Source organism: Pseudomonas sp. GL-RE-26, assembly GCF_019956275.1.
GTDB classification, from domain to species: Bacteria; Pseudomonadota; Gammaproteobacteria; order Pseudomonadales; family Pseudomonadaceae; genus Aquipseudomonas; species Aquipseudomonas grandcourensis.
Window position 1 is genome coordinate 88,193 of record NZ_JAHBDI010000010.1, and the last position, 15,077, is coordinate 103,269.

Sequence of the window (15,077 nt, forward strand, 5' to 3'; positions counted from 1 at the left end):
CTATGGGATTGAGCGGCGCCCGAGCTTTTCCAGCATCGCCGCGCGGGCGCGCGCACGATCGGGATCAAGGACTGCAAGGTTCTGCAGCGTGACTTCGGCCTCCAGTTGCTCAGCCAGGCTGTTGCGTGCGGCCTGGGCCAGGAGGCGCTTGGTCAGCCCAACTGCGAGTCCGGGCTTGGTGGCCAGTTGCTCGGCCATCTCCAGCGCGTGTCCCAGAAGCCGTTCCGGGGCCAGCACCTCGCTCACCAGGCCCCACTCGCGGGCCTCTTCGGCGCCCAGCCGGCGATTGCTGGCCAGCCAGGAAAAGGCCCGGGCGTAACCCAGCAGCCGGGTGATGAACCAGCTGCCACCGGCATCCGGGACCAGCCCTATGTCGACGAATGCCGGTACGAACTTGGCGCCGCTGGACGCGATCCGGATATCGGCGGCGCAAGCCAGCGAGAGTCCGGCACCCGCTGCGGCGCCGTTGACGGCTGCGATGACAGGCTTGTCCAGCGCGGCCATTGCCAGGGTGTTCGCATTCAGTGCGTGGCGTAGCGTGCTATGGCCCAGTGCCCCGGAGGCGGGTGGCGCGTTGAGGTCGGCACCCGCACAGAAGCCGCGTCCGGAACCGGTCAGCACCACCGCGCGAATCTGTGAATCACCGGCCTCGTGCCAGGCATCGCTGAGCTCGCGGTGCAGCTCGGCATTGAACGCGTTCAACGCCTCAGGGCGGTTGAGTGTCACCAGCAGCACCGAGCCCTGGCGTTCGCGCAAGACAGTGCTCATAACGCTGCTCCCGTGCCGAGGATGGCGGTGACCTGGCTGGAGAACTGACCGCCGTTGCCGTGGGCCAGCGCCAGCTCCACGCCGGCCTGCTGCCGTGCTCCGGCCTCACCGCGCAACTGTCGCGTGGCTTCGATGAGGGCGAAGATGCCGTACATGCCCGGATGGCAGTAGGACAGGCCGCCGCCGTTGGTGTTGACCGGCAGTACGCCTCCCGGGGCGATGCGGCCATCGGCGACGAAGGCACCGCCTTCGCCCTTGGCGCAGAAGCCCAAGTCCTCCAGGAACATGATGGTGTTGATGGTGAAGGCGTCGTAGAGCTGTAGCACGCCGATGTCCGCCGGTCTGACCCCGGCCATGGCGTAGGCTCTGGCAGAGGACTCGACTGCACAGGTGGTGGTCAGATCAGGCATCTGGGAAATGCTGCGGTGCGAGTGCGCTTCGCCCGCGCCGAGCAGGTAGACCGGCGGCCTTGGCAGGTCACGTGCGCGATCGGCACGGGTAACCACCAAGGCACCGCCGCCATCGGTGACCAGGCAGCAATCGCGGATGCTGAGCGGGCTGCAGACCATTTTGCTGTCCAGCACGTCGGTAATACCGAGCGGCCCTTTGTCATGGCAGAAGGCGACGGGGTTGAGTTGCGCCCAGGCGCGCGCGGCGACGGCCACCGCGGCCAACTGCTCGCGGGTCGTGCCGTACTGATGCATGTGCCGGGCGGTGGCCAGGGCGTAGCCGGACACCGGGTGGCGCGGCTTGTAGGGGGCTTCGTAGCTCGGCATCTCCAGTGGCCCGCTCAGCGGCTGCCGACGTTGGGCATCCGCGCGCGGGGTACTGCCATAGACGATCAACGCCGTGTCGCAGAGCCCGGCCTTGAGGGCCGCCGCCGCGTGGAACAGGTAGGACAGGAACGAGCTGCCGCCGATATTGCCGCTATCGCTGTAACGGGGGCGGATACCCAGGTATTCACCCAGGTCCAGGTTCGACATGAAACGGCCGGCGACACAGCCGAACAGGCCATCGACGTCCCGGGTGCGCAGGCCCGCGTCATTCAACGCGTGAACCGCCGCCTGGGCGGCCAGTTCGATGGGGTAGCGCTGTGGCCCGACGTCACCCAGGTCTGATTCGGCGACCCCGACGATAGCGGCCGCGCCGCGCAGATCATGGTGAGTCATGGTCGTTCTCCTTCGTTGAGGTCGAACACCACGCGCGGCTCCTGGCCATCGAGGCGTTCCACCCGCGCCCGGACCCGGGCGCCGATGGGCGGTGCATCGCAACCGGCAACAGTGCTCATCATGCGGAAGCCTTCGTCGAGGTCCACCAGCACGAGGTTGTAGTTGTGTTCCTTGTCGTAGACCACGCTGGACGAATAGAGCGTGCCCAGCCCTTGGCTGTCGCGCAGGTCCAGTTCCACCGAGCCGCAATGAGGGCAGCAGGGGCGCAGGTAGAAGACCGCCTGATCGCAGTCGTGGCAGTGCTGATAAGCCAGGGCACCCCGTGCCAGGCCTTCGAGATAGCGCTGGTACGGCGCCGGTTCACGGACATCATTCATGCAGGCTTCCTCCGGGGGTGTCGTAGGTGGCGACGGCGATTGCCGTCAGGACGTCCTGGCGCTGACCGTTGGCTGCTTCGCGCTGCACCAGCAGTTCACAGTTCACCTGCATGCAGTCGGGGCCTTCGGGGTCGATGGCGGTAACCCGGCCGCTGAGGATCAGGGTGTCGCCTGGCCAGACCTGGGAGACGTAGCGCACCGAGTACCTGCGCAGCGCCGCCAGGCCCAGCCAGGAAGTCGCGTAGGCCGAGAGGATGCCAGCCGTCAGCAGGCCATGGCCGAATACGCTGCGGTAGCCGGCGCGGTGGGCAAAGGTCTCGTCGTGGTGGATGGGATTGAAGTCACCACCGGCGCCGGCGTAGCGAACGATGTCGGTTCGGGTGATCGGCCCGACACGGCGCACGGGGGCGGTGTCTCCGATCTGGAAACGAGGCGAAACGTCGTGATTTGTGCTGTTCATGTGGGCAGTACCTCGTGCTCGTCCATGGGCGGCGGTGGGGGCAGTTCGATGATGGTGCTGCGGGCGATCAGCGCCAGTTGATCGTGTTTGTCGTAGAAACCCGTCTCGCGCACGATCAGGGTCATCTCGCCCTTGGCGCCGCGCTTGCAGGTCACGTCGGCGATATGCGAGCGGACGGTGAACTCCTCGCCGGCCAGCACCGGTCGCAGGTATTCCCATTCATTGCCACCGGCCAGTACGCGCTTGAGGTCGAGGTTGAGCGGGTTGCCTTCCTGCGGGGGGTGCCAGTGCATGGAGACGGTGCTGAAGGTCGGCGGTGCCGGCAGGGCGCAGAAGCCCTGCCGACGCGCCGCCTCGGGGTCGAAGTAACAGGCATCGGTACAGAGGATCGCCTTGGCAAACTCGGCGATCTTGCCTTCCTCGACCTTGAAGCGGAACGAGGGGAACTGGTAACCGACCAGGGATTGATCTGCCATCGCGTTCACTCCTTCAGTGCGCCGGCCCGGATGACCCGGCCAGCACCACCAGAGCGTCGGCGGCGAAGACCTTGCCGTCGTCGACCCGGATCGGGTTGATGTCGATTTCGCTGACCTCCTCGAGCTCCAGGGCCAGGTTGCCGATGCCAATCATGATGGCGGCGATCTGCGTCTGTTCCTCGGCGCTGAGGCCACGCCGCCCCTGGACCAGGCGACCCTGGAGCAGTTTTCCGAGCGCGACGCGGGCGGTGTCGAGCCCGAACGGCGGGCGCAACAGCGTGGTTTCCGCCAGCTGCTCGATCAGCACGCCACCCAGGCCCACCGCCACCATGGGGCCGAACACCGGGTCGCGCTGCAAGCCGCAGGTCAGTTCCATGCGTGCGGGTACCATCTCCTGCACCAGCACGCCGTCGAGGACGGCATGGGGCGCCCGGCGTCGCACTTCGTCGAGCATATTTCTATAGGCTTCACGCACCGCGTCCGGCCCCTGCAGACCGAGGCGGATGGCGCCCACGTCGGACTTGTGCGGCAGCTGATAGGACATGACCTTGAGCACCACCTTGCCGCCGATGCGCGTCGCCGCCGCGATGGCGTCTTCCTCGCTGTGTACCCACTCTTCGCGGGTGATGGGGATGCCGTACTCGGCGAACAGGCGCTTACCCTGGGCCTCCATCAGCACCTGCTCTCCCTGGGGCAACTGCAGGTGCTGTCGCGCGCGCCGGGCACGTTCGGCATCGGGTTCCCGGGCGTGGTCCGCCGCGAGGGACGGTCGCGAGGAGAAACGCTGCAGGGCGGCGAGCGAGCGGGCGATCCTCTGCGGATCGGTGTAGGTCGGCACGCCAGCCTGCTTCAAGGGCTCCACAAGGTCGGTGGACAGCACAGCCATGGGTTTGTCGGTGCGCTGGTAGAGCGCGGCCAGTTCCCTGGCTGCCTCGGTGGCGCGAGCCCAGGTGACCGTGGTGAGCATGTCGACCGAAGGGCTCTGGGCGACCAGGTTCTGCAGTGCGAAAAGAGACTCCTGCTTCACCGCTGCGGTGGTGTCGATGGGGTTGGCCACGCTGCCGAAGAAGGGCGTATGCAGCACACTGAGCATCTGTGCCTGTTCCGCTTCGGGGAAGGTCGGGATATCCAGGCCGTTGAGACTGGCTTCGTCGGCCAGCAATACGCCGGTGCCGCCGGAGGCAGTCATGATCGCCAGGCGTTTGCCGGACGCCCGGCGACCGTCCTGGAAGATCATGCCCAGATCGAGCATCTCCTCCAGGCTGTGAGCCACGATCACGCCGTACTGACGGCAGACTGCATCGAATACATCGACGGCACCGACCACCGACGCGGTGTGGCTCATGGCGGCCTTGGCCGCAGCTTCGGAGCGCCCCGCCTTGAGGACCACCAGTGGCTTGTCGAGCGCCTGGGCGCGCCGGGCCGCTTCTATGAATACCTCCGGGTCACGCAGGGTCTCACTGAACGCCAGCAGCACACGAACTTCCGGCCGCTCCACGAGGTAGCGCAAAACGGCCGCGACGTTCACGTCCAGCTCGTTGCCGGTACTGACGAACCAGCCAAGGCGCAGGCCGGTGAGCAGTCCCTTGGTGGTCAGGTAGGAGCCAAAGCCACCGCTCTGGGAAACCAGCGCCACACCGCCACCCGGCGGCAAAGGTTCGTCCGGGGTCAGGGCGAAGTTGGCCATGACGCCCCCGGCGATGTTCAGGTAGCCGATGCAGTTCGGACCAATCACCCGCACGCCGCCAGCCTTGGCCAGCTCTGCGATGCGCTGCTGCAGGGCGGTCCCTTCGGCGCCGGCCTCGGCGAAGCCGGAAGAGAGCAGCGCGACGCCACCCACGCCCTTGGCCACGGCCTGTTCCATGATGCCTTCGACGGCCTGGCAGGCCACCGCGATGACCACCAGGTCCACGGTTCCCGGTACATCGTGCAGGCTGGCGTAGGCAGGGCTGCCCTGGACGCTGTCGTCCTTGGGATGGATCGGGTAGAGCGCGCCGCCGAAGGAGCGCTTGAGGTTGGCGAACAGCAGGCCGCCGATGCTGTAGAGGTTGTTGGAGGCGCCAACCATGGCGATGGAGCGAGGTGCCAGCAGGCGATCGAGATCGGGAGCTGCGGTGTCGATACGAGTCATTGTCGTTGTCCTGTTCCGTGGCGGTTCGCGCGCTTAGCGCACCATCATCGAGCCGCCATCCACCGACAGAACCTGACCGGTGACGTAGGAGGACTCTTCGCTGACGAGATAGAGGAAGGCCGGGGCTATTTCCTCAGGCTCCGCCGAGCGCCGCAGCGGGTGCTGTTTGAGCGCTGCCGCATGGGCTTCGGCGAATTTCGGGTCGTTCATGATGGTCTTGGTCATCTCGGTGGCCGCCGCCGGAGCGATGGCATTGACCAGGATGTTGTACTTGCCCAGCTCGCGGGCGGCGGTGCGCACCATGCCGAGCATCGCGGACTTGGCCGCGGCGTAGTTGATCTGGCCGATGGAGCCGTTCTGTGCAGTGGAGGAAGTGACGAAGACGATGCGCCCCCACTGGCGTTCGATCATGTCGTGGACCACCGCCTGCAGCCAGTAGAAGGAGCCGTGCATGTGCACATCGATCACCTGGTGCCACTCGGCGCCGGTCATCTTGTGCAGCATGGCCGGACGGGTGATGCCAGCGTTGTTCACCAGGATATCGATGGGGCCGAGCTCGGCCTTGATGATGGCGGCGGCGGCGTTGACGTCGACCTGGTTGGCAATGTCGCAGCGCACGAACAGGGCTTTGCCGCCCTCGGCATGGATCAGCGCGGCGGTTTCTTCACCGCCACTGACGTTGATGTCGACTATGGCCACGCTGGCGCCTTGCGCCGCATAGCAGCGGGCCACGGCGCGACCGATTCCTTGTGAAGCGCCGGTGATTACGGCGACGCGATTGTTCAAGCGCATGATGGGGCTCCTTGTGGTCAGCGCGGCATGTCGAGCATGCGGGCGAGGATGTTCTTCTGGATTTGCGAGGACCCGCCGTAGACGCTGACCGGGCGCGAGGTGAAGTACTCGGCCAGCCAGCGGGGGGCATTGCCGGTCAGGGCGTCGGCGCCAAGTACGTCGAGCGCGACATGCATGGTGTACTGGGCGGCCTTGGACCAGAGCAGCTTGCCCACTGAGCCTTCCGGCCCGGGATCGCGTCCGGCCAGGCGCAGCGACAGTTGCTGCGCCACGTTCAGGCTCAGCGCTTCGATGTCCACATGGGCGCGCGCCAGCTTATGGCGGGTGCTGGTATCGGCGAGCAGGCCGCGCTCGGCGGCGATCTGTTCGATCTCGCGCAGTTGGCGACGCAGTGCTGAAATGGAGCCGGTGTCCGAAGCGCCACGTTCGTAGGACACCGTCGTCATCGCGATGCGCCAGCCGTCGCCCGGCGCGCCGATGCGCTGGCTCGCGGGAATGCGCACATCATCGAAGAACACTTCGGCGGTTTCCGGTTCGCCGCTGTGCAATACGATCGGCTTGACGGTGATGCCGGGTGCATCGAGCGGGGTCAGCAGGCAGGAGATGCCCTTGTGCTTGGCCGCGTTGCTGTCGGTGCGTGCCAGCAGCAGGCACCAGTCGGCCTGCAGTGCACCGCTGGTCCACATTTTCTGGCCGTTGACGACGTAGTGGTCGCCGTCCTGCTCGGCGCGGGTGCGCAGCGAGGCCAGGTCGGAGCCGGCACCGGGTTCGCTGAAGCCCTGGCACCACTGCACCTCACCACTGAGCAGGGTGGGCAGAAAGTGTTGCTTCTGCTCTTCGGTACCGTAGGTGAAGATCGCCCGCCCAAGGTAGTTCACCATCGCCGGCAGGCGAGGGGAATCGGCGCGGCCCGCTTCGTCATTGAGAATGGCGTCGAAAGTTGCGGACAGCCCCTGGCCACCGTACTCCTTCGGCCAGTTCAGGCCGATGTAGCCGCTGGCGTAGAGTGCCTTGTGCCAGCTCTTGCTCAGCGCGCGCAGGCCTTGCGGGTCGGTGACTTCGCGCCAGTTGGCGGGAGTGTTGTGCTTGAACCATTCGCGCAGTTCGAGGCGGAATCCGGCCTCTTCGGGGGTATCTCGGTAGTCCATTCAGCGTGCTCCCAGTCGGGCGTCGGCGATTTGCTGCAATTGATGGGACTCGCCGCCGAATAGTCGGGCGTCGAGCAGGGCGCGGCGGGTGTAGACGTGGGCGATGTGCTCCCAGGTCTGGCCGATGCCGCCGTAGACCTGCATCACCGCTTCGGTCACCGGCAGTGCTACGGAAGAGGCGTAGGCCTTGGCGGTGCGTGCGGCCAGCAGTGCCTCGTCGGCGTCCAGTTGGTCCACCGCCCAGGCGGCGTAGCAGGTAATGCTGTGGGCGGCCTGGGCCTGGACGAGCATTTCCGCGCACAGGTGCTGGATGGCCTGGAAGCTGCCGATCAGTGCCCCGTACTGCACGCGCTCCTTGGTGTAGGCCACTGCACCGGCATGGGCGCCGTTGAGTGCGCCGACGATGTCCGCCGCCACGGTGGTCAGGGCCAGGGCGTACCAGCGTTTGAGGGCGTCGGCGTCTATCGGTTGGCCGAGCACCTGCGCTGCGCCATGCGCAGTGCGAAGGTGCAATACGGCGCGAGTCAGGTCGGCCGGGTCGTGGCCCGCAGCAAAACCCTGTTGCAGGCTGATACGCACGAGGCGGCCATCGGCCAGGCCCAGGGCATAGTCGGCGCCTTCGCAATCCCAGGCGATGCAGCCGACTTCGTCGGGGGCGGCCAGACGCTCCAGAGTGCGGTCCAGCAGCAGCGCATAGCGGGTTTCACCGGCGGCGAGTTCTTCGATCAGTTCGTACGGGGCGTCTGCCTGGGCGAGCAGCTCGCTGGCCAGTACGGCAGAGGCGAAGGGTTGGGGAACCAGGGTTTCGCCCAAGGCCTGGGCGGCGATCATGACTTCCACGCCGGAGGCGAGGGGCGTGCCGTTGTCACGCATGCGCAGGCCGAGCAGGCCCACTTCGGTGAGTTTCTGCCAGTCCCGTTGGGCGTCGCGGGTCTGGAGATCATGCGGGTTGGCGATGCCAATGGACTGCGCCAGGCGTTTGGCCGAGTTTTCAAACATCTGCTGTTCGTCGTTGAATAGCGCGAGCACGGGTGGGCTCCTTCTTTGAGTCGTGAATGGGTCGACTGCGAGGTATCTGGTACTTGTTGCCCATGCCGGACTCATTTTTCATGAGCCCCGGCCTGGGTGTCATGCCGCAAACGCAGTACTAGACGCGGGCCACGGACGGCGTGGCGGCTGCAAGCTGCGTGGAGCGGGCAATGTGGTTGGCCGCGCGGTAGCCGAATGTGAGCGCAGGGCCGAGTGTGCCGCCCGCGCCGGGGTAGGAGTCCGCCGTCACCGCGCCCGAGGCGTTGCCGATGGCGTAGAGGCCGGGGATCGGCTGACCTTCGACGTCCAGTACGTTGGCGTCGCGATCGACTTTCAGGCCACCCTTGGTGCCGAGGTCGCCGAGGTCGACGCGAATCGCGTAATAGGGCGCCCGGTCGAGCGCGCCCAAGCTCGGATTCGGCTGGTGCCGGGGGTCGCAGTAGAAGCGGTCGAAGCTGTGGTGACCGCGATTGAAATCGAGGTCGACGCCGGTTTTGGTGTAATCGTTGAAGACCGACACTGTATTTTCCAGGGTGGCGGGATCGATAGCGATCTTGAGGGCCAGTTCGCCAATGGAACCGGCGCGGTAGAGCACACTGTCCCACCACTCGGGAGGCAGGCTTGCGTCCGGCATGATCGAGCCGGGCATGATCCGGCCGAGGATGTTCTTCTTGCGATAGTTGGCATCGAAGATGAACCAGCAGGGTGTGTTTGCGCCGGTGCTGGCGCCGTCCTTGATCATCGCGTGGCCGAAGTCGTTATAGGACATGGCCTCGTTGGCGAAGCGCCTGCCCAGGCGATTGACGCAGAGGCTGTGGGCATAGCTGCGTTCGATGAAAAGCGCGCTGCGCATGTTCACGTTCGGCGTGTCCGCCGCCGGGATGCGTACGGTCGGCGCCCACCAGGCTTCGTGGAGGAACTCGGTGTCCGCGCCGATGTTCTGGCCGGCAATCAGCGCATCGCCGGTGTTGTTGTGCATGGGCGTCACGCTCCACTCCACCTGTGTCTGGACCGGCAGGTGGGCGGTGCGCAGCGGCTGGCTCTGTTCGAAACCGCCGGATGCGACGATCACCGCCTGGTTGGCAAGGATGCGGTACTCGTTGCAGTCCTGGCTGACGACCGCTCCCTGGACGACACCATTGTCGACAATGAAATGCTCCAGGCGGGTGTTGAGCAGCAGCTCAACCCCGCGTTCCTGCAGACCGATGCGCAGACCGGCGATGAGGGCGCTGCCCATGGTGACGCGTCGGTCACGGCGGGTCTTCAGGCGCCAGCCGATGTCCGACCAGTAGTTCCAGATCAGCGAGAAGATCTTGCGTTTCCAGCCCGTGGCGCGGGCGCCCAGCAATTGGCCGTCGTAGTAGTCCAGAGCGATGCGACCGAACAGTTTGGCGCCCATGTCGGCTTCACGCAGGGCGAAGAAGTCATCTCCCAGCACTCCGGCATCCACCGGCTCGACGAACATGGTGCGGCCGTTGTCCGAGGCGCCCGGCAGGTGCTGACAGTAATCGGCGTAGCCGGTGACGGCGTTGTACTTCACCCCGATCTGCTGACGCATGTACTCGACCATTTCCGGTGCCGAGTCGAGATAGGCACGAAGTTTCCCTTCCGGGACCCGGCCTTTGGTGCAGGCCCTGAAGTAGGTCAGCGCCTGTTCGTAGTTGTCCAGCCCCTGGATTCCTGAGTTGTTGGGGATCCAGATGCCGCCGCCGGACAACGCGGAGGTACCGCCGTAGCGATCACTCTTCTCAATGACGATGACCTTAAGTCCGAGGTCATGGGCACGGTTGGCGGCGAGCAGGGCGCCCGCCCCGGAACCGACCACCAGGACCGCGCAGTGCTTGTCCTCGATGAATGCATTCATGGCATGCGATCTCCGTTGTCACGCGCCAGCGGGGGCGCTTTCCTGTTCTGGGGAGCGAAGGCCGCCGCCGGTTTTCGGTGGCGCTGCTTCGATGCACATAGGTTGATCGCGATGCCTCTACGTAATCATCAACCGTATGCAGTAGATGAGCTCATTCGTTGAGCACGATGCAGACATGAGGGGAGAATTTATTTTATTGGCTACTGCAAACGGTTGATGTTGGCACTGGGTCGTTGTGTTGAAACTGGTTCCGAAGTCGCGGCCCGGGGAACCGGCCAGGGCTGTCATCAGGACAAGTTGAACAAAAAACAAAACCAGACTTGGACTTGCGGAGCACAACATGCACAAGACAGAGAAGGCTGCGACCCAGGGTGGTCGCAGGCTATTGGCGCCGATGCTGTTGCTCGGTGCAGTGGTCAGCCCCTTGGCCCATGCCATATCCATCGATACCGGCAATCCCGACCTGCAGATCAACTGGACCACGGACTTGCGTCTTGGGCTTGGGTGGCGCGCGGAGTCGATCGACTCGCATCTGGGCGACGATCCCAACAACCAACAGTCTGAGTACTCCACCCACAGCGGCGAGATGTGGAAGCGGCGCCTCGATGTGCTGACCGAGATGGACGTCATCTACAAGGACGATTATGGCGTTCGCGTCAGTGCCACGGGTTGGTACGACAACGCTTACGACGATCATGACCTGAAGGGCAACCCCGACCTGCAAGGAATCTCCGATAACGCCGACGGCAAGCTTTCGCGGCAGGCGCAGCGATACTACAACGGCCCGTCTGGCGAGATTCTCGACGCATTCGTGTTCGGTGCCTTCAATATGGGCAGCATCCCTGTGTCGGTGAAGGCAGGCCAGTACGCGCTGATTTGGGGTGTATCCCAGGTCAATGGCAGTGACGCGATTTCCTGGAGCCAGCAGCCCGCCAACTTCCAGAAGGGGGCGGAGATCCCCGGAGCTTCGCCGAAGGAGCTGGCTTTGCCGCTGCCGCAGCTGTCTTTCCAGAGCCAACTGAGTGACACGGTCTCCCTGTCCGGCTACTACCACCTGGATTGGAAGCCGAACCGGCAGAGCGAGGGCGGTACCTTCCTGGGCGGACCAGACTTTTTGTATAGCGACGATGGCCGGATTTTTGCGGCTGCCGTGCCCGGCTTCGGCAATATCTACATCAACCAGGGCAACATCATCGAACCTGATAACAAGCAGAAGGGCAACTTTGGCATGCAGTTGAGCCTGAGTCCGGACTGGTACGGCGGCACCGTCGGTCTGGTGTATCGCCACCTGGATGAGATGCAGCCGTGGCCGGTCAATTTCGCGGTTGACCCAAGTGAAATCACTGGCCTGCGCTTCCATCAGGTGTACAACCGTGGTGTCGACCTTTTCGGCGCCTTCACCAACTTCAGTTGGCAGGACATCAGCTGGGGGGCAGAGGTTTCCTATCGCCGTGGCACTGCGCTGGATAGCACCGGGGGGCCGCTGCCAAATGGCAGCCTCGACGGTGCGACCGGCAATACCTGGCATGCCCTGTTCAATACCCAGGCGTCGATGCCCGTGTTGCCGCTGTACGACACCGGGGTCGTGGTTGCGGAGCTCTCCTACACCTATCTGGACAAGGTGACGCACAATAAATCTGTCTTCAACGAGTGTGCCGACGACCTGGACGGCCCTGGCTGCGGCAGTCGCAACGCCAGCAGCTTCTCGTTGATCCTGCTGCCAACCTGGTTGCAGGTACTGCCCGGCGTCGACCTGACCGGCAACCTGACCTTGGCCGGCTATGGCCTGCATGGCAATTCACCGGTCCCGACAGGGTCTGCGGAGCGCGCGTATGCCTGGTCGACCGGCGTCACTGCCGACATCAACATGCGGTACAAGGTTGGCCTCCTCTATTCGGATGCCGGAGATGCCCAAGAGCGCCTCGGTGCGATGGGCAGTACGGACCGCGGTCGTATCACCCTGACTTTCCAAACCAGTCTGTAAGGTCCTTGCGCCCCGACGGGGCGGGAGGGGTTGCGCGTGCTCGTGGGGCGCGCCCAAAGAGGAGAAAAAGATGAAAATCAGTCAAATCGCCTTGTCACTTGCGTTGTCCCTGCCGCTGTCGATGTCCGCTCTGGCCACTGTTTCCACCGAAGAAGCCGCGCAGCTCGGTGGTGACAAACTGACCGGTATCGGTGCCGAGCGGGCGGGAAGTGCCGATGGCAGCATTCCAGTCTGGACGCCGAACTGGAAGGGGCCGGACATGCCCCAGGAGGGCGGGATCTACCCCGATCCCTTTCCCGGCGAAAAACCGCAGTACAGCATCAGTGCGGCCAACATGGCGCAGTATGCGGACAAGCTCAGCGAGGGCACCAAGGTGCTGCTCTCCCGCTGGCCGGACTTCAAGGTCGAGGTCTATAAGAGTCATCGGGTAGTCGACTTCCCCGATTGGCTGAAGGAAGACACCGCCAAAAACGCCACCCGCGTGCAGAACACGAGCGACGGCTCCGATCTGAACGGTGCCATGGGGGGGTATCCGTTCCCGATTCCCAAGAGCGGCGCCGAGGTGATCTGGAATCACAATCTGCGCTACTACGGACCGGCATATCGCTCCACGTTCTCGGGTTATCTGATCGACTCGTCGGGTAATCGCGTCATGACCCATGAGTTGGAGAACTATACGGAGTCGCCTTATCACGAGCACCCGGATGAGCCTGCCCAGTACTTTCAGCGCCGTCTGAGCACCTATATCGGTCCGCCGCGCAGCGTGGGTGAAAAGTCGCTCAACTATATGGTGACGAACTTCAAGAAGGATGGGCGCAACAAGAACTGGATCTACAACCAAGGGCAGCGTCGTGTGCGCCTGACTCCGGACTTCGGCTACGACATCCCGATGGCCATGGCCGGCGGGGCGTATTTTTTCGACGAGCTCGGGATGTGGGAGGGGCAGCTGGACCGCTTCGACTTCAAGCTGGTTGGCAAGAAAGAGATGCTGGTTCCGTACAACAACTACAAATTCATCATGCATAGCTCGCCCGAACAGGCCTATGGCAAGCAGTTTGCCAACCCTGATCTGGTTCGCTGGGAACCCCATCGTGTCTGGGTAGTAGAGGCGACGCTGAAGCCGGGAATGCGCCATGCACAGAGCAAGAAGGTGTTCTACGTGGATGAGGACAGTTGGTCGATCGTTCTTTACGAGGGCTACGACCAGGCCGGGAAGATGATGCGTTCAGCCCAGGGCCTCCTGACCTACGACTGGAATACCAAGTCTGTGCCTAACACGCCCATGATCATCTACGACCTGGGAAAGGGGCAGTACGGCAGCTCCATGCATCTGGCGGGTGGTACTGGTTACGTTCGTGTTCCGCGCTGGCCCAACAGCAAGATGACACCGGATTCCATGGCGGGCAGCGGCATTCGTTGAGTGCGCGGTGGCATCGATATCCGGTGCCACACCCCGTCACCTCCCTAGCGACACCGGCCGGTGTCGCTTTTTTATGTGCGCCGTCTGGCCGGGCTCATCGTATCTACCCGTACCGCGGGCCTACGCCTGGGCGGTCTTTCCATTTTCCATGCGCACGGATGACCAATACGCGTTTTTTTTCAATGCCTACTGCAGATGGGGCATGCCGGGCAGCAGGTTTTTCCCGAGACTGAAGTCATGCCTGACCGGGCTGTCGCCGGGTCAAAGGGCAAAGCAGCAAGCTGAACAATAACAACAGCAGACTTGATCTTGCGGAGAACAACATGTGTGCAATGAGGACTGCCTTTGCCAGTTCGGGTATCACCTCAACTGGCCTGAAGCTGGCGTCAGGGGCAATGCTGGCACTGGCACTATCCCTGTCCGCTCTCTCCGTTACCGCCAAGAGCTTCGTCGATCCCCTTGATCAGCCGGCCAGTACAGTGCTCCAGGCCGCGCAGAAGCCCCTGCGGGATATCGTCAATACCGGCAAGCGCCTGATCGCGGTCGGCGACAACGGGCTGATCATTTTTTCCGACGACCAGGCAGGCACTTGGCGCCAGGCGCAGGTCCCGGTCAGCGTCGACTTCAATGCGGTGCATTTCGCCGACGAGCAGCACGGCTGGGCGGTCGGCCACGGCGCAGTCATCCTCCACAGCAGCGACGGCGGCGAGACCTGGACAAAGCAGCTCGACGGGCGCCAGCTCGAGGCCCTGGTTGTCGATTACTTCAAGAACAAGTCGGGCCTGGAGCCTGCGCAAGCCGAAAGCTACCTGTCCGCAATCCTCTCCATGAGCCGGCCAGGACCCGGCCAGTTCTTCATGGGTGTGTGGTTCGACGAGTCTGGTAGCAACGGCTTTGCCGTCGGCCCCTTCGGTCTGATCGTCGGCAGCCACGATGGCGGCAAGACCTGGCAGCCCTGGAATACCCGGATCGACAACAACGACCTGCTGCACCTGACCGCCATTGGGGAGGTGGGCGGGCGACTGTTCATCACCGGCGAGCGTGGCCATGTCTGGAGCCTGGATCCCGGCACGGGGCGCTTCAGCGCTCTGCAGACAGGTTACGAGGGCACCCTGTTCGGTATCACCGGTGCTCAGGGGGCGCTGTTGGCCTATGGGCTGCGCGGCCATGTGTTCCGCAGTGCCGATGAGGGGCACACCTGGTCCCCGGTGAAGAGTGATTTAACTACCGGGGTGGTCGCCGGTGCTGCCCTGTCTGGTCGAGGAGTGGTGCTGGTCAGCCAGTCCGCGCAGGTGGCCATGAGCCGCGATCAAGGGGGCACTTTCACGCCACTCGACATCCAGCGCCCAAGCCTGTTTTCCGGGGTGGTGGGGGTGTCCGACCACCAGTTGGCACTGGTCGGCCTGAATGGCGTCACCACCATGAATCTCAAGTAGAGCCGGGCCGGAAGGGGAGCGCG

13 protein-coding genes are annotated in these 15,077 nt (G+C 64.2%); 3 read left to right on the forward strand and 10 right to left on the reverse strand.

Features of this window, described 5'->3' with window-relative positions:
* The 10 genes from KGB07_RS07315 to KGB07_RS07360 form a co-directional block, all read right to left on the reverse strand.
* Entirely contained in the window at positions 1-768 is a 768-nt protein-coding gene (locus tag KGB07_RS07315; protein ID WP_223465064.1) for an enoyl-CoA hydratase/isomerase family protein, read from the reverse strand.
* Positions 765-1,937 (reverse strand): acetyl-CoA acetyltransferase, encoded by a 1,173-nt coding sequence (locus KGB07_RS07320; protein WP_223465065.1) that lies wholly within the window; start codon positions 1,935-1,937, stop codon positions 765-767. The genes KGB07_RS07315 and KGB07_RS07320 overlap by 4 nt, the downstream gene beginning before the upstream one ends.
* On the reverse strand, positions 1,934-2,314 hold the full coding sequence (locus KGB07_RS07325) for a Zn-ribbon domain-containing OB-fold protein (RefSeq protein ID WP_046038227.1): 381 nt from the start codon (positions 2,312-2,314) through the stop codon (positions 1,934-1,936). Before KGB07_RS07325 ends, KGB07_RS07320 begins: the two co-directional genes overlap by 4 nt.
* The gene (locus KGB07_RS07330; protein ID WP_046038225.1) at positions 2,307-2,774 is read right to left on the reverse strand and encodes a MaoC/PaaZ C-terminal domain-containing protein; all 468 of its coding nucleotides are present in this window, start codon (positions 2,772-2,774) and stop codon (positions 2,307-2,309) included. The genes KGB07_RS07325 and KGB07_RS07330 overlap by 8 nt, the downstream gene beginning before the upstream one ends.
* Positions 2,771-3,250: a MaoC family dehydratase N-terminal domain-containing protein gene (locus tag KGB07_RS07335; protein ID WP_223465066.1), complete on the reverse strand. Its 480-nt coding sequence runs from the start codon at positions 3,248-3,250 to the stop codon at positions 2,771-2,773. The genes KGB07_RS07330 and KGB07_RS07335 overlap by 4 nt, the downstream gene beginning before the upstream one ends.
* Before the next feature lie 13 nt (positions 3,251-3,263).
* Positions 3,264-5,381 (reverse strand): acetate--CoA ligase family protein, encoded by a 2,118-nt coding sequence (locus KGB07_RS07340; RefSeq protein ID WP_223465067.1) that lies wholly within the window; start codon positions 5,379-5,381, stop codon positions 3,264-3,266.
* A 33-nt stretch (positions 5,382-5,414) separates the two neighbouring features.
* Positions 5,415-6,173, reverse strand: a complete 759-nt coding sequence (locus KGB07_RS07345; protein WP_223444049.1) for an SDR family NAD(P)-dependent oxidoreductase — start codon at positions 6,171-6,173, stop codon at positions 5,415-5,417.
* A 17-nt stretch (positions 6,174-6,190) separates the two neighbouring features.
* A complete protein-coding gene (locus KGB07_RS07350; RefSeq protein ID WP_223465068.1) occupies positions 6,191-7,321 on the reverse strand; it encodes an acyl-CoA dehydrogenase family protein in 1,131 nt (376 codons plus the stop codon).
* A complete protein-coding gene (locus KGB07_RS07355; RefSeq protein ID WP_223465069.1) occupies positions 7,322-8,350 on the reverse strand; it encodes an acyl-CoA dehydrogenase family protein in 1,029 nt (342 codons plus the stop codon).
* A 118-nt stretch (positions 8,351-8,468) separates the two neighbouring features.
* Positions 8,469-10,214 (reverse strand): FAD-dependent oxidoreductase, encoded by a 1,746-nt coding sequence (locus KGB07_RS07360; protein WP_223465070.1) that lies wholly within the window; start codon positions 10,212-10,214, stop codon positions 8,469-8,471.
* A 340-nt stretch (positions 10,215-10,554) separates the two neighbouring features.
* Here KGB07_RS07360 and KGB07_RS07365 point away from each other — a divergent pair, with 340 nt between their 5' ends.
* The 3 genes from KGB07_RS07365 to KGB07_RS07375 all read left to right on the forward strand — a co-directional run bounded on the left by KGB07_RS07365 (position 10,555) and on the right by KGB07_RS07375 (position 15,054).
* Complete coding sequence (locus tag KGB07_RS07365; RefSeq protein WP_223465071.1) at positions 10,555-12,198, forward strand: DUF1302 domain-containing protein; 1,644 nt, start codon at positions 10,555-10,557, stop codon at positions 12,196-12,198.
* Between the two features lie 70 nt (positions 12,199-12,268).
* A complete protein-coding gene (locus tag KGB07_RS07370) occupies positions 12,269-13,618 on the forward strand; it encodes a DUF1329 domain-containing protein (protein WP_046038214.1) in 1,350 nt (449 codons plus the stop codon).
* A gap of 323 nt (positions 13,619-13,941) precedes the next feature.
* Complete coding sequence (locus KGB07_RS07375; RefSeq protein WP_223465072.1) at positions 13,942-15,054, forward strand: WD40/YVTN/BNR-like repeat-containing protein; 1,113 nt, start codon at positions 13,942-13,944, stop codon at positions 15,052-15,054.
* Positions 15,055-15,077 lie beyond the last annotated feature (23 nt).